This is a genomic window from Bradyrhizobium sp. UFLA05-112 (genome assembly GCF_053572325.1).
The window spans coordinates 58,170-76,809 of the sequence record NZ_JBANBK010000040.1 but is presented as its reverse complement, the minus strand read 5'-3'; the positions used below and the strand labels follow the sequence as shown (position 1 = coordinate 76,809).

Below are 18,640 nucleotides of genomic sequence, written 5' to 3'. Positions count from 1 at the left end.
CGGGGAACGGAGCCATGCCGCGGGAGAGGCGTTGCTGCTGCGACTGCGGCGGCTGATCGCACGCGCCCGTACTGCAGGCCGGGAACGCGGAGAATTGCTCGCGCTACTCGACGACATCGAGACCGCACGCCGCGGCCTGATCCGCGAATCCAAGGCAATCGAGGACGAAACACGGCAGACGAGCATGAGAACCACGGCGATCGGCGCCTATTTGCGCGGCGCGCAGATCGGCCGCGGCCGGCGCCATAATTGAGACCACGAAAGCAACGAACATGAAACAGGCTCAAATCACCAGGACAACCACCGTCGAGGGCGACGCGCGCATCAAATCACTGATCGCGCTGATCGACGGCCTGACCGCGCTGGTCGCCGAAGAGAACGCGGAGCTCGCCAAGGGGCTTCCGGCCTCGCGACTGAAGCAGGTCGATGAGAAGAACCGGCTGGCGGAAGTATTCGAAAGAACCGTTGCTGAGTGCGCGGCCGGCTCGACCAGCCTTGATGTCCGCGACCGGATCCTGCGCGAACAGCTCATGGAGCGGATCCTCAAGCTACGCGCGGCGATGGACGAAAATCTGGTGCGCCTGCGCGCGGCGATCGAGGCCAGCAACCGCCGTATCGAGGCGGTGATGCAGGCGATCCGCGAGCAGATCGCCGCGGTGTCGCCCTACGGTGCGTCTGGACGGCTCGCCGCGCGCGCGGTCTCCAGCGGCACCATTCGTCAGGCCTGAGAGCAGGGGAAGGGAAGCCGCCGTGTCGCTCGATATCGCACGATTGATCGCCTTCAGCGGGCTATCGGCCACGCAGGTGCAGATCAGCGTGACGTCGTCGAATATCTCGAACGCCGACACGACGGGCTATACCGAGAAGACCGCAAGCCAGGCGAGCAGCGTCACCAACGGCGTCGGCACCGGCGTCACGGTGACGGGCATTACCTCGAATGTCGACAAGCTGTTGTTGAAGTCGCTGATCTCTGCGACCTCCGACCTCGGATCGGCCGACACGACCAACACCTACCTGACTTCCCTCCAGAAACTCTACGGCTCGACCTCGAGCTCGGACTCATCGTCGACCGGAACGTCGCTTGCCAATTCAATCGCGTCGCTGGAATCCGCGCTGTCGTCGCTCGCCAGCACGCCGAACAGCGCCTCGCTGCAATCCAATGTCGTCAGCGCGCTCGATGACGTCGCGAGCCAGTTGCGTGAGACCTCGAGCGGCATCCAGAAACTACGCTCCAATGCCGACCAGGATATTTCGTCCTCGATCGACGACGTGAACTCGGACCTGCAGCAGATTGCCGACCTCAACGCCGAGATCAAGCAGACCGCGGCGGCCGGCCAGTCGACGGCGGATCTGGAGGACCAGCGCAACACCGCGCTGCAGGACGTCGCCTCCAAGATGAATGTCAACTACTACACGGCCTCAAACGGCGATCTCCAGATCTACACGACGTCCGGCCAAGCGCTGGTCGACAGCACCGCGCATACGATCAGCTATACGACGGCGGCGAACGTCTCCTCATCGACCGTCTACAGCGCCGGCTCGTCGTCCAGCGGCTTCAGCGCCATTACCGTGAACGGGGTCGACGTAACCTCGCAGATCACCGGCGGCGACATCGGGGCCCTGATCACGCTGCGCGACAAGACCCTGCCGGCCGCGCAGTCCCAGCTCGACCAGATCGCCCAGCAGTTCGCCTCGGCAATGAATGGCGTGTCGAACAGCGCCTCGTCAGTGCCGCCGCCAACCAGCCTCACCGGCACCACCAGCGTGACCAGCGCGACGGCGCTATCCGCGACAGGCACGGTGCGGCTTGCGGTCACGGATCAGAGCGGCAATCTGGTCTCCTACAGCGATCTCGATCTGTCCTCTTATTCCACCGTGGGAGACCTCGTCACCGCCATCAACGGCATCTCCGGGCTTTCGGCGTCCATCGATTCAAATGGTCATCTGACGATCACGTCGACCAACTCCAGCGACGGCGTCGCGATCAACGAGATGACGAGTTCGGTAGGAAGCTCGAGCGAGGGGTTTTCGGAGTATTTCGGTCTCAACGATCTGGTGACGGGCACCAGCGCGTCCGATATCGCGGTCAACAGCAGCATCCTCTCCGGCACCGATGAGCTGCAGCTTGCGACGCTGGATTCGTCATCCAGCCTGACCGTCGGCAGCCAGGTTCTGTCGTCGGGCTCGGCGACGGTGGTCAACGACTTCTACGACGCGCTGACGGATTCGCGGACATTCGGGTCGTCCGGCGGGCTGGCGGCGACCACCGGCTCGTTCGCCGATTATGCCGCGGCGATCGTCTCCGATGTCGCGAGCAAGTCCTCCCAGGCCTCCACCAACTACACTGCCAAAGAGACCGCGCAGTCGACCTATGCGAGCTCGCTGTCATCGCAATCGGGCGTCAATCTCGATGAGGAATCGGCGCGCCTGAGCACGCTGCAAAACAAGTATACGGCGGCCTCCGCACTGATCCAGGCCATCAACACCATGTATTCGGCGCTGCTGAGCGCCGTGCAGTCGTCCTAAGGCGGGAGAGGGTCCATGGTCGCGATGCGGGTGGCCACTTTCGCGCAGTCGAGCACGATGATCGCGGATGCGCTGCGCGTTCAGGCCGTCATGGCCAACGAGCAGATCCAGGAATCATCGGGCGTCATCTCGACCGATTTCGGCGGCTATGGCTCGACCGCGCAGCACGTGGTCAACCTTCAGGTCTCGGTGACACGGGCGCAGTCCTACATCGACGCGGCGACGCTCGCCGACAGCAAGGTGCAGGTGATGTATTCCGCGGTCGGCTCGATGGCCGACATCATCACCCAGCTCCGCTCCCAGCTCAGCGCTGCTTCGACCGGGAGTTCGACGGAGAGTGACTCGGTGATCTCTTCGGCACAGCAGATGCTGGGCGAGATGGGATCGCTGCTCAACACGCAATATGACGGCCAGTACGTGTTTGCCGGAGGCAAGACGGAGACGGCGCCGGTCGACCTCACGAGCTTCGCCACTGGCACGGGATCCACCACGACGGCTGATACCAGCTATTATGTCGGTGACAGCGAGATCGCCTCGGTCCGCGTTGCGACCGACCAGAGCGTGTCCTACGGCGTGACGGCGGACAATTCGGCCTTCGAAGAGGTGATGCGCGTCCTCAAATTCGTCGCCAACAGCTCCTCGCTATCGTCATCGGAAATCACCAGCGCGCTGGATCTGGCGAGCGCGGCGCTGGACGATACCGCCGCGGTGCAAGCAAAGCTCTCGAGCGCCGCATCCTCGATCGAGACGGCGAGCGCGCGCCAGAGCGACTACAAGAGTTATGCCGAAACGCTCGGGAGCGATCTCACGAGTGTGGATGTCGCGGCCATCACGGCGCAGCTCTCGACCTACCAGTCCCAGCTCACCGCGTCCTATTCGGCGCTCGCAAAAATCCTGGGCATGAATCTCGCGAGCTACCTGAAATAGACGCCGTTATTCCGCGGTAATCTTCTCCATGGCCATTGCACGCAGCCTAGCGCGCTGGATCTTGACGCCGTTGGCGCTGTCGGTGACGGGAAAGGCGGCGACGAAGTAGATGCGTGCGGGAACCTTGTAGCCGGCCAGCCGCTCGCGCAAGCGCGCGATCAGCGCGGCCTCCTGCGGCTGCTCTTTTGCCGGGATCACGAAGGCGGCGCAGCGGGCTTGTCCGTTCAGATCGACGGCGACGACCTGCGCATCGGCAACGCCGGCGCAGGACTTCAACTCGTCCTCGATCTCGCCGGGCGCGACGAGGAAGCCGCCGAGCCGCATGGCGTCGCCCGCACGCGTTTCGTAGACGAAGGAGCCGTCGGTGCGCAGCCTCCCGATATCGCCCGTGCGGAAGAAGCCGTCTTCGGTGGTTGCGTCGCGCGTCGCCTGCGGATTCTTGAAATAACCAAGGAAGCACGACGGTGCGCTGATCTCAATCTCGCCGGAGACGCCGGGTCCCACCAGCTTGCCGCTGTCCGCATCGCGCACCCGCACGCGAGCCTCCGGCGACATCGGCCAGCCGCCGCCTTCGATGCGGTCTCTGAAGCTGGCATCGCGCCGGCCGATCGAGAACAGGGCCTGCACTTCGCTTGACCCATACAGGCCGAACAGCGGCAGGCCCCGCGCCTCGGCCTCCGCCGCAAACTCGCGCCAACCCGGCTGGAACGCGGCGAAGCCGAACACTTCCGTGTGTGGGAACGGCCGTGGCGCATCGGTAAGCGCGAGGATGCGGCGGAACATCTCGTCGGAGCCGAAGCAATGCGTGATCCCGTGCTCGCCGAGGATCTTGAGCGCCGGCTCGGCCTCGAAAGCATCGAGCACGTGGATGGTGACGCCGGCCGCGAGAAAGGCGAGCAGGCCCGTCATCCCGAACGTGCCGCAGAAGGGCAGCATCGCGAGCAGTGAATGGCGCTGCGGCGCTAGCGCGAGCGCGCTGGCGATCCCCGCCGCATGCATAGCCAGTGTCGCTTGCGAATGCGCCACCAGTTTCGGCCCCTTGGTCGTACCCGAGGTGGTGTAGAGCAGCACCGGCAGGTCGACGTCGCCGCGTGATGGCGCAGCCGGATGAGGAGTCTCGAAGGCATCGAAGCGCACGCCGGGCCATTGGGCCGGAATCGTATCCGCGCCGACCACGGCGAGCTTTTCAAGCGCTGGTACATCGCTCTCTGCGATACCGGCGAGAATGGCGGCAAAGTCGATCGAGCGGAACGCTGTCTCCATCACCAGAAGCTTCGCACCGGAGAGCCGCAGGAGGTGGGCGACGTCCGCGCTGCGGTAGCGCGTGTTGACCGCGGCAATGATTGCGCCAAGTCGGGCGGCAGCGAACAGCAGCGCAATCCATTCGATGCGGTTGACCAGCCAGACCGCGACGACATCGCCTTTGCCGATGCCTTGCGCGGCGAGCCAAGCTGCAGTCTGGTCGATCCTGCCTGACAATTCGGCGCGCGGGACAGGCGTACCGTCAAACACCAGCGCGGGATCGGAGAAGGTCTCGATCCCAATCAGCGATTGCAGCGAGCGATCGTTGGGGCGCATGGCTACCCGCAGTAACCCGATCGCGCAAAACTGTCTACTTGGTGCCGAACATCCGGTCGCCGGCATCGCCCAGGCCCGGTACGATATAGCCGTGGTCGTTCAGCCGCTCGTCGACGGCGGCGGTCCAGATCGGCACGTCCGGATGCTCCGACTGGAACTGCGCGATACCTTCCGGGGCGGCCAGCAGGCAGACGAAGCGGATGTCGCGAGCGCCGCGGGCTTTGAGCAGGGACGCGCCGGCACAGGCGGAGTTGCCGGTCGCCAGCATCGGGTCCATCAGGATCACGGTGCGGTCGGAGAGGTCCTGCGGCGCCTTGAAGTAGTACTCCACCGCCTGCAACGTCGCGGGATCGCGATAGAGCCCGATATGGGCGATGCGGGCGGATGGCATCAACGCCAGCATGCCGTCGAGGAATCCGACGCCGGCGCGCAGGATCGGCGCCAGCGTGAGCTTCTTGCCGGCGATTTTCGGTGCCTGCATCGGCGAGATCGGCGTCTCGATTTCCACGAGCTCTAGCGGCAGGTCGCGCGTCACCTCGTAGCACAAGAGCATGCCGATCTCGTTCAGGATCTCGCGAAAGCTCTTGGTCGAGCGGTCCTTTTCCCGCATTAGCGAGAGCTTGTGCTGGACCAGGGGGTGATCGACGACGTGGACGTTGCTGCTACCCATGGCAACCGCTCTACACGGTTCCCCGAGCTTGCGCCAGATCGCCCGCAGCGTTTTCCCTGCGCACGAACTGCCTAACCAGCGGGCATCGCGACCGAGGTCCTCGCCCGGTTGCTGGCCTCGTAGTCTGGCCTAGACGCCCAATCCGCGCGCGATCAGCGTGATCACGAGCGTCAGAATGCCGCCCCAGACCAGGCTCAAGGTCAGGGTCAAGATGGTGACCGTGACGGCGTGCTCGAGATTTGCCTTCGTGGGCTGCATCTCAATCGTCCAATGCGGGGGCAGGCGGCGCGCCAACGCGCGTGCCGAGAAAGAGAGCTCCCATCAGCGCGACCATGATGATGATCTTGCGTTCAATCATTTCACGCGTTCTCCGCTATCATGCGGCGAGGCGCGCCAGACGGCGTCTGGCTTGACCAATCCACGGGGCCAGTTGAGCGGCGAAAGGATTGCCGTCGTTCTCGATATCAAGCTCGAACGTTTCGGATGGAAACACGAGCGCGCATTGCGCCGGTCGGCTCTGCCGATGTGCAAATTCCACCGCGGAGCTCTTGAACAGGAAGACCCCGCCAACGCGTCCCCTGGCCTCGCGGGCGACCCAGAGGCCGGTCGCGTTGCGGCCGATGAAGAAGGCGGGGATGGAGGCGCTGACGATATTGGGATCGAGCGGCTGGAGCGCAGTCGTCGGCTCGGATGCCCGCTTTGCCTGCGGAGGCTGAGACGGGAGATGCGCAGCTTGAAGGGCGATCGTGGCCATGGCGGCCTCCTCAGACATCTCCAAGGTCATGATCGTCTACCATGCCGGTCAAGCGTGGAAGCGCCAGACATAGATTGCGGTCTTCAGTGCGATGAGCGCAGTGAGCACGCCACTCGCCGAGAGTACGGCGAGCACGCGCAAAGCGTGGCGTTTGAGCTGGGACTTCCGCGCCTTCGAGATCCGCGCCGAGCGTTCCGCCCAGTCAAAGGGCCGTTCTAAGCCATGTGTCAGCATCGACATTTGATGGGTCCTTGTCCGTGCCAGGGCGAGATGGCCGCTCCAATCTACCTCGTATGATGTTCATCGCGGCGTAGGATTGCGAGACGAACGCCGAGGCCGCCGCATAGGAATGTCATAAAGATGCCGTTCGTCGCGCCGGCAGCCCTCTGAACAGGTCGCGGTTCCGCTTTGGTCGTGCCGCGGGCGGAGCAGCATTCGCTGTTCCGACAGCCGCGGCGAAGGCGAGGCGCAGGCGCGGTTCACCGATTTGGTCGCAAAAGCATTTCAGGATGGCGTCTGCATTCTGCTGCTGCCCAGTGATCGCCGCGCAGAGCTGGGAGCTGGTTCGGCGGAAGAAATGCAGCGAGTCTTCGGAATCTCGACGCCCAAACCGGTCGAGTTCCGCAGCGAGAGCCGCAACGTTGAGCCTGTCACCGTCGTTGCGCGTCACCGCAAAGCGCAGTACCGCCAACTGCCAGGCGTGGAGCAGCCTGCGCGGTTCCTTGGCTGATAGCGGCGAACGCATGCGATATCCGGCTGGTCTGCGAAACGTCAGGTTCCGACGCCGTCGATCAATTCTTCATCGGCGATTGCGGCGAATGCTCTTGCGACATCCGCTTGGGCTGCGTCGTCGAGCGGTACGATCGGCAACCGCGTGTCTGGCCGCATGAGGCCGAGCAGACTCAGCGCGCATTTGAGGGCCGCGGGACTTTCCTTCGAAAGACAGGACACGAGGGGACCGAGACGCGTGTGCAGATAGCGGGCGGATTGCAGGCGGCCCTGTCTGACCTGCGAAAAGATCGTCCGGCAGAGATCAGGGGCGATGTTGGCGACCTCCGACATCGCGCCGCCGCCGCCACTCGCGATGAAGCCGAAGGCGGTTGCGTCGTCGCCGGACAGCAGTCGGAAGACGGCAGGCAAAAGCCCGCTGAGGCGCGTCAGCCGGGAGATGTCGCTGCTGCCATCGCGCAAGCCGACGAACTGGCTGTTCTCGGCAAGGCGCGCGAGCGTGTCGTCGGCGAGGGGGCGCAGCGTGCGCGAGGGAATATCGTGCAGAATGATCGGCAGGCCGGTCGCGTCCGCGATCGCCCGGAAATGTGCGAGCATGCCTTGCTGCATCGGCTTGTTGTAGTACGGCACGACCGACAGGACTGCGTCCGCGCCAGCGGCTTCCGCCCGACGGGTGAGCTCGATGGCATGATCGGTTGCGTTCGCAACGGCGCCGGCGATGATCCTGCATCGACCGCGCGCGACATCGACCGCAGCGCGGATGATCAGCTCCTGCTCGGCCGCCGTCAGCGTTGGAGCTTCGCCAGTCGTCTCACAAACCAGGAGCGCCGGAGCACCGGCCGCGATCTGGCGCTCGCAGAGCATTGCGAAAGCCTTGAGATCGACGAGGCCTGCCGCGTTGAACGGGGTCGGCAGATCAGGGATATAGCCGGCGAGCCAGACGGACGGAGGGACGAGCATGGTTAGGGGACCTCACGCCGCGCGGTCCATCTGAGCGAGGCCTTGTCGCCGCGCAGACAGAACCAGCCCTTGATGGCACCTCACGCCCGCTTCGATCCGGAAGCCGAGCTGTTCGAGCTTCTTGCGGATCTTGAGTGCGAAACCGCTTTCGCCCGCCTTGATGCGAACCGCAATTGTCGCTGCGGCACTCAGGGAAGGGGCGATTTGCGCAAAGGCGCTTTCAAATTCGTCGATCGATTCCTGGACGGTGATGAGACCGACGGCGCATGTCGCCTTGCGCAGGCGAAACGTCGACGGGAATCCAATCCGGACAAAGCCGCGCCGCCGCAGGGCGAGATACAGGCTGGTACTGCCCTGGCCCGCGACGATCGCACGATGGAGGTTGGAAAGATGCGTAAGCGCGATCGTGGTCTCGACGACCTGATCGTGCTCGGGGGTAACTGAATGGAGCTGGAGCATTTGGATACTCTCTGGGAAGATCTGCGTTCCGTCAGGCGGCGCGCCGGTCGGCGGCCACTTGCGGCGTGCGGTTCATGTCGAGCTCGATCTCACGAGGCAGTTCGACGATGGTTTCGATATGATGTCCGTTCTCGAACAGCGCGTACTTGATCGCTTGGGCGCGGCTGACGAAGAGCCCGCCATAGAGGCCGTCCTGTTCCTGGGCGACCCACTGTCCCCTGCGATTCCGGCCGATGAAGACAACAGTTGAAGGCGAGCTGCACGACGGAGGTTCGACGAGTTTCACGTTAGAATTCCTTCTGGTCGACGCAAATGCGCACCCTCCGACGGAGGCTGTCCGCTTCCGACGAATATTGGGAGAATTCGTTGCGGGCACGCTTTGCGTGGCTTGTCCCGCTAATATCTCGGCTTGCGAATATGATTTCGAGGGCGGCCGCGGGGCGATCTTGTAGGAACGTTATAAAGTCGGGGGAGAACGGTCTTCAGACTGCTTCGACAAGACCGACGACATGCACCAGCGCAAACAATGCGCCGAACGCGACCGCCTCGTCCCAATGATTAAGGCGCGTGCGGAACGGTGGCTCGCGCTTGATCAGCCCGACGAGTACGCACAGGATGATCGCCATCCAGAGCAGGGCAGTGAGGCTCTTGCCGAAGCCGACGCTGCTGAACGCAGCAAAGCAGCCGAGCAGCGCGGCCCGCACGAGAAAGCGCACGAGCACCTTGGGTGTGCTCAGCGCGTGTGGCATGTCTGGCGATCGCGACAAGGTTCGGTGCACCCGACTGCGAGCTAGCCGAAATGATCGCAGTTGACCGGTTCGTACAGCTGACTCGCGGCCTGGCGAACGGACGGAACGCTTGGCCGGGTCTTTTCCGCACTTAGCATCTGCGCCTCTACAACAACCGAGAGCAGAGCGAGAGCGAGATCGGCGTGCTGCGCCTCGACCGAGTTCTCCAGCCAATCCGGCAACTCGCGTTCGCGCGAGAGCGCGCAATACCATTCGCCATCGTCATAGGCGATGCGGCGGACCTGCCACAGTGGCAATTCGAGTTCCAGGAGCACGAGCGCAGCATCGGCCCAGGCTTCGGCATCGATCAGGCGCGACAGCCGTGCGGTTCGTTCGCTCTGCCCGAGCGAAGGGAAACGGCGGCAGGCCTTGTCGATGAGGTCGAGCATCAGGGGCCGCGTGACCGCCTGCGCTCTGCGAAGCCGCTCGCCGAGCGAGGCCGGATCGAAATTTTGCAGAACGGAAGACATGACGGCGTCTCGATCATGGGCCGGTTGCGGGTCCGCAGCCGATGCCATCAAGATCGCGGGAGGGGCATTTGAAAGCGAGATGGGGCAGGGGAGAGAAATATAGGGATTTCATAAAGATCGGAGCGGGCCGCGTAAGGGGTCCGTAGCTTCTCCAAACTCACAATCGTCGTCCCGGCGCGCCAGGACGACAGCGTGATTTGTGACGCCGGCCAGCGCGCCAGCCAGACACCTGTAGAACTGCCAGAGCTCCACGCCGCGCTCGGCCTTTATGAGATTCCTATATCGTCGCCATAGCCTCCATCTCGAAAACCTATGCCTCGGGTGGCACTTGTCGGCCTGACAGCGCGGCATCCGTATCCGGACTGCGCTTGGATGCATAGGGATACTCTCATGCTCGATATCATCATGCTGGCGTTGGCTTCGGCCTTCTTCGCGCTCGCGATCGGCTACACCTACGCCTGCGAACGGCTCTGACGGGAGCTTGACCATGATCTTCGATTATTCGCTCGCCGCGGTCGTCTCGCTGGGCCTTCTCTTCTACCTCACTTATGCGTTGCTGCGGCCCGAGCGGTTCTGACGGTGCTTCTGCTGCTCAAACTGCTGCTGGCGGACGCTCTGCTCGTCGCGCTTCTGCTTACGTTGCTTCCACCGCTTCTGCACGGAAGGCGAGTCCTCAAAGGTTAATGCCATGACTGTCATCGGTTGGCTCCAGATCATTCTGTTCTGCGTCATCATCCTCGCCCTGACCAAGCCGCTCGGCTGGTACATGACCCGCGTCTTCAATGGTGAGCGCACCTTCCTGTCGCCCGTGCTGCGCCCGGTCGAGGCCGGGCTCTACTGGATCTCCGGCGTGGACGAGAAGCGGGAGCAGCATTGGCTGACCTATACGGTCGCGATGCTGCTATTCCACATCGGCGGCTTCCTCATCATCTATGCCGTAATGCGGCTCCAGGCCGTGCTGCCGTTCAACCCGGCCGGTCAGTCGGCGGTCGCGGAGGATTTGTCCTTCAACACCGCCGTCTCCTTCATCACCAACACCAACTGGCAGAACTACGGCGGCGAGAGCACGGTATCGTATCTCGTGCAGATGCTGGGCCTGACGCACCAGAACTTCCTGTCGGCAGCGACCGGCATCGCGCTTGCCGTGGCGCTGATCCGCGGCTTTTCGCGCGCGTCGATGCGCACCATCGGCAATTTCTGGGTCGATGTCACGCGCTGCACCCTATATGTGCTGCTGCCGATATGCATCGTCTATGCGCTGTTCCTGGTTTCGCAGGGCATGCCTCAGACGCTTGGCGACTATGTCGAGGCGACCACGCTCGAAGGAGCCAGGCAGACCATCGCGGTCGGCCCGGTGGCGTCGCAGGTTGCGATCAAGATGCTCGGCACCAATGGCGGCGGCTTCTTCAACGCCAATGCGGCGCATCCCTTCGAGAACCCGACCGCGCTGTCGAACTTCGTGCAGATGATTTCGATCTTTGCGTTGGGTGCTGCACTTACCAACGTGTTCGGCCGCATGGTCGGCAACCCGCGCCAGGGCTGGGCGATCCTCGCCGTGATGGGCGTCTTGTTCGTCGCAGGTGTCGCGGTGACCTATTGGGCCGAGGCCAACGGCACCTCAACCCTGCAGGCGCTGGGTCTCACCGGAGGTAACATGGAGGGCAAGGAGGTTCGCTTCGGCATCGTCGCATCCTCGTTGTTCGCCGTGATCACCACGGCCGCGTCCTGCGGCGCCGTCAACGCCATGCATGACAGCTTCACCGCGCTTGGCGGCATGATCCCGCTGATCAACATGCAGCTCGGCGAGATCATCGTCGGCGGCGTGGGCGCCGGCCTCTATGGCATGTTGCTGTTCGTGGTGATCGCGATCTTCGTCGCGGGGCTCATGGTTGGCCGCACGCCGGAATATGTCGGCAAGAAGATCGAGGCGCGCGAGGTCAAGATGGCGATGCTCGCGATCCTGGTGCTGCCCCTGATGTATCTCGGCTGGACCGCGGTTGCCGTGGTGTTCCCGCCGGCGGTAGCCTCGATGGCGAACGCGGGGCCGCACGGCTTCACCGAGGTGCTCTACGCTTACACCTCGGCGACCGGCAACAACGGTTCGGCCTTCGCGGGCCTCACCGGCAACACCTTCTTCTACAACCTGACGCTCGCCAGTGCGATGTTCGTAGGTCGGTTCTTCATGATCATCCCCGCAATGGCGATCGCCGGTTCGCTGGCGGGGAAGAAGACTCATCCGCCGTCAGCCGGCACGTTCCCGACCACGGGCGGGCTGTTCGTCGGCCTGGTCGTCGGCGTCATCCTTATCATTGGCGGCCTGACCTTCTTCCCGGCGCTCGCGCTCGGACCCATCGTCGAGCATCTCGCGATGAACGCCGGCAACGTCTTCTGATCGAATTGTCTGGAGTGACCTCCATGGAAACCATGAAACTGCAAAAGCGCGCTTCCGTCTCGGCGATGCTCGATCCGAAGATCGTTGTGCCCGCGGTTCGCGCGTCCATCACCAAGCTCGATCCACGGGTCATGATCAAGAACCCCGTGATGTTCGTGGTCGAGATCGTCGCGGCGCTCACGACCGTCATCTTCCTGCGCGACCTCCTCACCGGCGGGGCGGGCCTCGGGTTCACCTTCCAGATCATCCTCTGGCTGTGGTTCACGGTGCTCTTCGCCAATTTTGCGGAGGCGGTGGCGGAAGGCCGCGGCAAGGCGCAGGCGGATTCGCTTCGCAAGACCCGCACGGAAAGCCAAGCCAAGCTGCTGACCGGCTCCGACCAGACCTTCAAGCTGGTGCCTGGCACCAGCCTCAAGGTCGGCGATGTCGTGCTGGTCGAGGCCGGTGATACGATTCCCTCCGATGGCGAAGTGATCGAGGGCGTCGCATCGGTCAACGAGGCTGCCATCACCGGTGAATCCGCGCCCGTGATCCGCGAATCCGGCGGCGACCGCTCGGCGGTGACCGGCGGCACACAGGTGCTGTCCGACTGGATCCGCGTCCGCATCACGGCCGCGCAGGGCTCGACCTTCATCGACCGCATGATCAAGCTGGTCGAGGGCGCCGAACGGCAGAAGACGCCGAACGAGATCGCGCTCAACATCCTGCTCGCAGGCCTCACCATCATCTTCGTGTTCGCCACCGTCACCATTCCGAGCTACGCGGCCTATGCAGGCGGCTCGATCTCGGTGATCGTGCTGGTCGCGCTGTTCGTGACGCTGATTCCGACCACGATCGGCGCGCTGCTCTCGGCGATCGGCATCGCCGGCATGGACCGCCTGGTGCGCTTCAACGTGCTGGCGATGTCCGGCAGAGCCGTCGAGGCCGCCGGCGACGTCGATACGCTCCTGCTTGACAAGACCGGCACCATCACGCTCGGCAATCGCCAGGCGACTGCGTTCCGCCCCGTGCGCGGCGTGACCGCGCAGGAGCTCGCTGACGCAGCCCAGCTCGCCTCGCTCGCCGACGAGACGCCCGAGGGGCGATCGATCGTCGTGCTGGCGAAGGAGAAATACGGCATCCGCGGCCGTGACATGGCCGAGCTGGGCGCCACCTTCATCCCGTTCACGGCGCAGACCCGCATGAGCGGCGTCGATGCGGGTGGCATATCGGTGCGAAAAGGTGCGGTCGACGCCATGCTCAACTATGTCGGCGGTGGTGCGCCGCTGGTCGCCTCGGGCAACACGGCACGCGCGATGCAGCCGGCCCCGCTCTCGGAGGTCGGACGCGAGATCCAGGCCATCGCGGATGAGGTGTCGAAGTCCGGCGGTACACCGCTGGCGGTCGCCAAGGACGGTCGCCTGCTGGGCATCGTCCAGCTCAAGGACATCGTCAAGGGGGGCATCCGCGAGCGCTTTGCGGAACTTCGCCGCATGGGCATCCGCACCATCATGATCACTGGCGATAATCCGATGACCGCAGCCGCGATCGCCGCGGAAGCCGGCGTCGATGACTTCCTTGCGCAGGCGACACCCGAGGACAAGCTCAAGCTGATCCGCGACGAGCAAGCCAAGGGCAAGCTGGTTGCGATGTGCGGCGACGGCACCAACGATGCGCCGGCGCTAGCGCAGGCAGATGTCGGCGTCGCCATGAACACGGGCACGCAGGCTGCACGCGAGGCCGGCAACATGGTCGACCTCGATTCCAACCCGACCAAGCTGATCGAGGTAGTCGAGATCGGCAAGCAGCTTTTGATGACGCGCGGTGCGCTGACGACCTTCTCGATCGCCAACGACGTCGCGAAATATTTTGCGATCATCCCCGCGATGTTCCTGGCGTTCTACCCGCAGCTCAACGTGCTCAACGTGATGAACCTGTCGAGCCCGCAAAGCGCCATCCTGTCGGCGATCATCTTCAACGCACTGATCATCATCGCGCTGATTCCATTGGCGCTGAAGGGCGTCGCCTATCGCGCAGTCGGCGCCGGTGCGCTCCTGCGCCGTAACCTGATGGTCTACGGCCTGGGAGGCATCATCATTCCCTTTATCGGCATCAAGGCGATCGATCTCGTGGTCACCGCCCTGCACCTTGCTTGAGATCGTCATTGCGAGGAGCGGAGCGGCGACGCGATAGGCCGTCACCACCGGAGACATTTCTGGATTGCTTCGCTTCGCTTCGCTCGCAATGACCGAGAATAGGAGAGACATCATGCTCAGAGAAATCCGCCCCGCCATCGTCCTGCTGGTCGCGCTGACCGTCATCACGGGACTGGCCTATCCGCTCGCGATGACCGGAATTGCCGGCGTGCTCTTCCCGACGCAGGCACAGGGCAGTCTGGTCGAGAAGGACGGCAAGGTCATCGGCTCCGCCCTGATCGGGCAGGAGTTCAAGGAGGACAGATATTTCCATGGTCGCCTGTCGGCGACGCTCGCGCCGGACCCGAATGATTCGACCAAGACGGTGTCAGCGCCCTACAACGCTGCCAATTCCGGCGGCTCCAACCTCGGTCCGACCAGCAAGGCGCTGGCCGATCGGCTCAAGGAAGATGTGGACAAGCTGAAGGCCCAGAATCCGGGCCAGCCGGTGCCGATCGACCTCGTCACGACGTCCGCCAGCGGTCTCGACCCGCACATCTCGCCCGAAGCCGCCCAATTCCAGGTGCCGCGGGTCGCCAAGGCGCGCAGTATGCCGGAGGAACAGCTCAGGCAGATCGTGGCCGCCAATACCGAAGGCCGCCTGTTGGGCCTGATCGGCGAGCCCCGGGTCAACGTGCTGGCGTTGAACCTAGCGCTCGATCAAGCCGCCAAGTAGCGGCCTAGGCTCCCCCTGGCCGGGTGACTATAATGCGCTGATGGTCCGAGAGCGCCGCGATCCCGAACAACGTCCTTCGCCCGAGGCGCTGCTGCAAGCGGCGCGCCGGGAGGAGAGCGCGAGCGGCAAGCTCAAGATCTTCGTCGGCGCCGCGCCCGGCGTCGGCAAGACCTATGAGATGCTGCAAAGCGCGCACGCCAAGCGCAAGGCGGGCATCGACGTCGTCGTCGGTTTCGTCGAGACCCATGGCCGCGCGGAGACCGAAGCGCTGCTTCGCGGGCTTGAAGTCATCCCGCGCAAGAAATTCGACTATCGTGGGCAGGTTTTGGAGGAGATGGACCTCGACGCGGTGATCGCGCGCCGGCCGCAAATCGCCCTCGTCGACGAACTCGCCCACACCAACGTGCATGGAAGCCGACATCCCAAGCGCTATCTCGACGTCGAAGAGCTACTCTCGAACGGCATCGACGTCTACACCGCCGTCAACATCCAGCATATCGAAAGCCTGAATGACGTCGTCGCGCAGATCACCCATGTGCGAGTGCGCGAAACAGTGCCGGATTCGGTGTTCGATCGTGCCGACGCGATCGAGCTGATCGACCTCACGCCCGATGATCTGATCCAGCGGCTGAAGGAGGGCAAGGTCTATGTGCCCAAGCAGGCCGAGCGGGCGCTGGAGCATTATTTCTCGCCGGGCAATCTCACGGCGCTGCGTGAGCTGGCACTGCGGCGCACGGCCGAGCGCGTCGACGAGCAGCTCCTCACTCATATGCAGGCCAACGCCATCGCCGGTCCCTGGGCCGCGGGCGAGCGTATCCTGGTATGCGTCAGCGAGGACCCGCGCGCGGCGGGCCTCGTGCGCTACACCAAGCGGCTGGCCGACCGGCTGCACGCGCCATTCACGGCGATCTCGATCGAGACGCGGCGATCGCTTCAGCTCTCGGACGCGGAGCGCGACCGGCTCGCCGATACGCTGCGGCTCGCCGAATCGCTCGGTGGCGAGGCTCTGACCATCCCCGGCGTCGGCCGTCGCATCGCCGACGACGTCATCAACTTTGCTCAAGGCAACAACGTCACGCAGATCGTGATCGGCAAGTCGACGCGATCGCGCTGGTTCGAGATGACGCGTGGCTCGGTGGTGCACGACCTCGTGCGGCGCTCCGGCAACATCACCGTGCACGTCATTTCCGGCGACGAATTACAAGGTGAGGCGGCGCCGAAAACAGCGGTGCAGACGGCGGCCCGCACGGAGCCGTTCGATCCGCGCCCCTATCTCAAGGCGCTCGGGATCGCTCTGCTTGGACTTGGCGCGGCCGAGCTGATCCAGCCGTATTTTGGCATCGAGAATGTCGATCTCGTGCTGCTGACGGCGGTGGTTGCGGTCGCGGTGCGTTACGGTCTCTGGCCGTCACTGCTCGCCACCGTCGCGGCGTCGCTCTCGTACAACTTCTTCTTTCTGCCGCCGATCTATGCCTTCACGATCACCGATCCGACAAACGTCGCTGCTTTCGTCCTGTTCATGGTGGTTGCGATGCTGGTGTCCAATGTCGCGGCTCGCGTGCGCACCCAGGCCGATACCGCGATCGGGCGCATCAGGATGACCGAGCAACTCCATGCCTTCAGCCGCAAGCTGGCGGGCACCGCGACGCTCGACGATGTCTTGTGGGCGACGGCCTACCAGATCGCGCTGATGCTGAAGGTGCGCGTGGTACTGTTGTTGCCGGAGGAGGGGCTGTTGACGGTCAAGTCCGGCTATCCGCCGGAGGATGAGCTCGACCAGGCTGACCTTGCTGCGGCCAATTGGGCCTGGAGCAACGACCGGCCCGCCGGCCGCGGCTCCGACACGCTGCCCGGCGCAAAGCGCCTGTTCCTGCCGATGCGCACCGGGCGCGGCCCGATCGGTGTGATCGGCATCGACAATGACCGCACCGGCCCGCTGCTCACGCCCGATCAGCGCCGCCTGCTCGACGCGCTGGTCGACCAGGGCGCGCTCGCGATCGAGCGCGTGCTGCTGGTCGAGGATATGGATCGCGTCAAGCGCACGGTCGAATCCGAGCGGCTGCGCTCGGCGCTGCTCACCTCGATCTCGCACGACCTGAAAACGCCGCTCGCCTCCGTGCTTGGGGCGGCCTCGACCATGCGTGACCTCGCCGGCGCCCTGTCCGATACCGAGAAGCGCGACCTGCTGGCAACCGTGATCGACGAATCCGAGCGGCTCAATCGCTTCATCGCCAATCTGCTCGACATGACCAAGCTCGAATCCGGCGCGATCGTGCCGAACACGGCGCTGCACGACGTCGGCGAAATCGTCGGCAGTGCGCTGAGGCGGGCGAGCAAGATCCTGACGCGCCACAAGGTCGATCTCCGGCTCGCCGCCGATCTGCCGATGCTCGAGCTCGATGCCGTGCTGTTCGAGCAGGTGCTGTTCAACCTGCTCGACAACGCGGCAAAATATTCGCCGCCGGATACCACCATCGCGATCCGCAGCCAGCGTGACAAGGATCGTGTCGTGCTGGAGGTCGCCGACGAAGGCGAGGGCATCCCGCCGGGCGAGCTCGAGAGCGTGTTCGACAAGTTCTATCGCGTGCAGAAGGGCGATCATGTCCGGCCCGGCACGGGGCTCGGTCTTGCGATCTCCCGCGGCTTCGTCGAGGCGATGCGCGGCACGATCACGGCGACGAACCGCGGGGATCGCAGCGGAGCGATGCTGACCATTCGCCTGCCGATCCCCGCGCAGACCAACGCATTGGACACCGCTGCATGAGCGCACCATCGATCAAGGTTCTGATCATCGACGACGAGCCGCCCATCCGTAAATTGCTGCGGATGGGGCTGACCACGCAGGGCTATGACGTCCTGGAAGCGTCGAACGGCAAGACCGCGCTGGAAAAGCTCACCGAGGAGCCGGCGCTGATCATCCTCGATCTCGGCCTGCCCGATATCCAGGGCCACGAACTGCTCCGTACTATCCGCGCGCGCAACGAGAGCGTGCCGATCGTGGTGCTGTCGAGCCGCGGCGACGAGGCCGGCAAGGTGCAGGCGCTCGATCTCGGGGCCGACGACTATCTGACAAAACCGTTCGGCATGGACGAGCTCTTGGCGCGGCTGCGTGCCGCGCTTCGGCACCAGCTCCAGGTCCAGGGCGAGCGCCCGGTGTTTCGCGCCGGCGATCTCTCCGTCGATCTCGTTCGCCGCATCGTCAAGGTCGGTGAGCGCGAAGTGAAGCTGTCGCCGAAGGAATATGATCTGCTGCGCGTGCTCGTGCAGCACGCCGGCAAGGTGCTGACGCACCGGTTCCTGCTGAAAGAGCTATGGGACGAGCTGACCGATGCGCAATACTTGCGCGTCTATGTCCGCCAGCTTCGCCAGAAGATTGAGGCCGATCCCGAGCGGCCGCAATATGTGCTGACCGAGACGGGGATCGGGTACCGGTTGAAGGCGGGGGATTGAGTCAGCTGCCCGGGCATCAGACTATCTCCTCATCCTGAGGAGCGCGGAACGCGCGTCTCGAAGGATGAGGGCCCGTATTCTGCAGCG

General features: G+C 64.2%; 21 protein-coding genes. 12 read left to right on the top strand and 9 right to left on the bottom strand.

Annotated elements, in window-relative coordinates; genetic code table 11:
• From SO180_RS22980 to SO180_RS22965, 4 genes are all read left to right on the top strand, one after another.
• Window positions 1-253: hypothetical protein (locus SO180_RS22980; protein WP_449381109.1), on the top strand; the 253-nt coding region annotated here is incomplete at its 5' end.
• A gap of 19 nt (window positions 254-272) precedes the next feature.
• Entirely contained in the window at window positions 273-728 is a 456-nt protein-coding gene (locus SO180_RS22975; RefSeq protein ID WP_449381108.1) for a flagellar protein FlgN, read from the top strand.
• 22 nt (window positions 729-750) lie between these two features.
• Window positions 751-2,526, top strand: coding sequence for a flagellar hook-associated protein FlgK (gene flgK / locus SO180_RS22970; RefSeq protein ID WP_449381107.1), 1,776 nt, complete (start codon window positions 751-753; stop codon window positions 2,524-2,526).
• Between the two features lie 15 nt (window positions 2,527-2,541).
• Window positions 2,542-3,453, top strand: coding sequence for a flagellin (locus SO180_RS22965; RefSeq protein WP_449381106.1), 912 nt, complete (start codon window positions 2,542-2,544; stop codon window positions 3,451-3,453).
• Between the two features lie 6 nt (window positions 3,454-3,459).
• Here SO180_RS22965 and SO180_RS22960 read toward each other — a convergent pair whose 3' ends face one another.
• From SO180_RS22960 to SO180_RS22940, 5 genes are all read right to left on the bottom strand, one after another.
• Window positions 3,460-5,031, bottom strand: a complete 1,572-nt coding sequence (locus tag SO180_RS22960; protein WP_449381105.1) for an AMP-binding protein — start codon at window positions 5,029-5,031, stop codon at window positions 3,460-3,462.
• 34 nt (window positions 5,032-5,065) lie between these two features.
• Complete coding sequence (gene upp, locus SO180_RS22955; RefSeq protein ID WP_449381104.1) at window positions 5,066-5,701, bottom strand: uracil phosphoribosyltransferase; 636 nt, start codon at window positions 5,699-5,701, stop codon at window positions 5,066-5,068.
• Window positions 5,702-5,830: 129 nt separating this feature from the next.
• Entirely contained in the window at window positions 5,831-5,959 is a 129-nt protein-coding gene (locus tag SO180_RS22950) for a hypothetical protein (protein WP_449381103.1), read from the bottom strand.
• 118 nt (window positions 5,960-6,077) lie between these two features.
• On the bottom strand, window positions 6,078-6,455 hold the full coding sequence (locus tag SO180_RS22945; RefSeq protein WP_449381102.1) for a hypothetical protein: 378 nt from the start codon (window positions 6,453-6,455) through the stop codon (window positions 6,078-6,080).
• A gap of 48 nt (window positions 6,456-6,503) precedes the next feature.
• On the bottom strand, window positions 6,504-6,695 hold the full coding sequence (locus SO180_RS22940; protein WP_449381101.1) for a hypothetical protein: 192 nt from the start codon (window positions 6,693-6,695) through the stop codon (window positions 6,504-6,506).
• Window positions 6,696-6,942: 247 nt separating this feature from the next.
• Between SO180_RS22940 and SO180_RS22935 the strand changes: the two genes are divergently transcribed.
• Complete coding sequence (locus SO180_RS22935) at window positions 6,943-7,185, top strand: hypothetical protein (RefSeq protein WP_449381100.1); 243 nt, start codon at window positions 6,943-6,945, stop codon at window positions 7,183-7,185.
• A 41-nt stretch (window positions 7,186-7,226) separates the two neighbouring features.
• Here SO180_RS22935 and dapA read toward each other — a convergent pair whose 3' ends face one another.
• Window positions 7,227-8,144, bottom strand: coding sequence for a 4-hydroxy-tetrahydrodipicolinate synthase (dapA, locus tag SO180_RS22930; protein WP_449381099.1), 918 nt, complete (start codon window positions 8,142-8,144; stop codon window positions 7,227-7,229).
• A 42-nt stretch (window positions 8,145-8,186) separates the two neighbouring features.
• Between dapA and SO180_RS22925 the strand changes: the two genes are divergently transcribed.
• On the top strand, window positions 8,187-8,588 hold the full coding sequence (locus SO180_RS22925) for a hypothetical protein (RefSeq protein ID WP_449381098.1): 402 nt from the start codon (window positions 8,187-8,189) through the stop codon (window positions 8,586-8,588).
• A gap of 46 nt (window positions 8,589-8,634) precedes the next feature.
• Here the strand turns inward: SO180_RS22925 and SO180_RS22920 are convergent, their stop codons facing one another.
• From SO180_RS22920 to SO180_RS22910, 3 genes are all read right to left on the bottom strand, one after another.
• The gene (locus tag SO180_RS22920) at window positions 8,635-8,889 is read right to left on the bottom strand and encodes a hypothetical protein (protein WP_449381097.1); all 255 of its coding nucleotides are present in this window, start codon (window positions 8,887-8,889) and stop codon (window positions 8,635-8,637) included.
• Between the two features lie 196 nt (window positions 8,890-9,085).
• Window positions 9,086-9,352 carry a hypothetical protein gene (locus SO180_RS22915; protein ID WP_449381096.1) on the bottom strand — a complete coding sequence of 89 codons (267 nt, stop codon included), beginning with the start codon at window positions 9,350-9,352 and terminating at the stop codon, window positions 9,086-9,088.
• A gap of 41 nt (window positions 9,353-9,393) precedes the next feature.
• The gene (locus SO180_RS22910) at window positions 9,394-9,861 is read right to left on the bottom strand and encodes a hypothetical protein (RefSeq protein WP_449381095.1); all 468 of its coding nucleotides are present in this window, start codon (window positions 9,859-9,861) and stop codon (window positions 9,394-9,396) included.
• Between the two features lie 487 nt (window positions 9,862-10,348).
• Here SO180_RS22910 and SO180_RS22905 point away from each other — a divergent pair, with 487 nt between their 5' ends.
• From SO180_RS22905 to SO180_RS22880, 6 genes are all read left to right on the top strand, one after another.
• Window positions 10,349-10,438, top strand: a complete 90-nt coding sequence (locus SO180_RS22905; protein WP_298102122.1) for a K(+)-transporting ATPase subunit F — start codon at window positions 10,349-10,351, stop codon at window positions 10,436-10,438.
• A gap of 111 nt (window positions 10,439-10,549) precedes the next feature.
• Window positions 10,550-12,253 carry a potassium-transporting ATPase subunit KdpA gene (gene kdpA, locus SO180_RS22900; RefSeq protein ID WP_449381094.1) on the top strand — a complete coding sequence of 568 codons (1,704 nt, stop codon included), beginning with the start codon at window positions 10,550-10,552 and terminating at the stop codon, window positions 12,251-12,253.
• A 23-nt stretch (window positions 12,254-12,276) separates the two neighbouring features.
• A complete protein-coding gene (gene kdpB, locus SO180_RS22895; protein WP_449381093.1) occupies window positions 12,277-14,388 on the top strand; it encodes a potassium-transporting ATPase subunit KdpB in 2,112 nt (703 codons plus the stop codon).
• A gap of 112 nt (window positions 14,389-14,500) precedes the next feature.
• Window positions 14,501-15,103 carry a K(+)-transporting ATPase subunit C gene (locus SO180_RS22890; protein ID WP_449381092.1) on the top strand — a complete coding sequence of 201 codons (603 nt, stop codon included), beginning with the start codon at window positions 14,501-14,503 and terminating at the stop codon, window positions 15,101-15,103.
• A gap of 40 nt (window positions 15,104-15,143) precedes the next feature.
• Window positions 15,144-17,867 carry a DUF4118 domain-containing protein gene (locus SO180_RS22885; RefSeq protein WP_449381091.1) on the top strand — a complete coding sequence of 908 codons (2,724 nt, stop codon included), beginning with the start codon at window positions 15,144-15,146 and terminating at the stop codon, window positions 17,865-17,867.
• Window positions 17,864-18,553: a response regulator gene (locus tag SO180_RS22880; RefSeq protein ID WP_449381090.1), complete on the top strand. Its 690-nt coding sequence runs from the start codon at window positions 17,864-17,866 to the stop codon at window positions 18,551-18,553. The genes SO180_RS22885 and SO180_RS22880 overlap by 4 nt, the downstream gene beginning before the upstream one ends.
• Window positions 18,554-18,640: the final 87 nt, after the last annotated feature.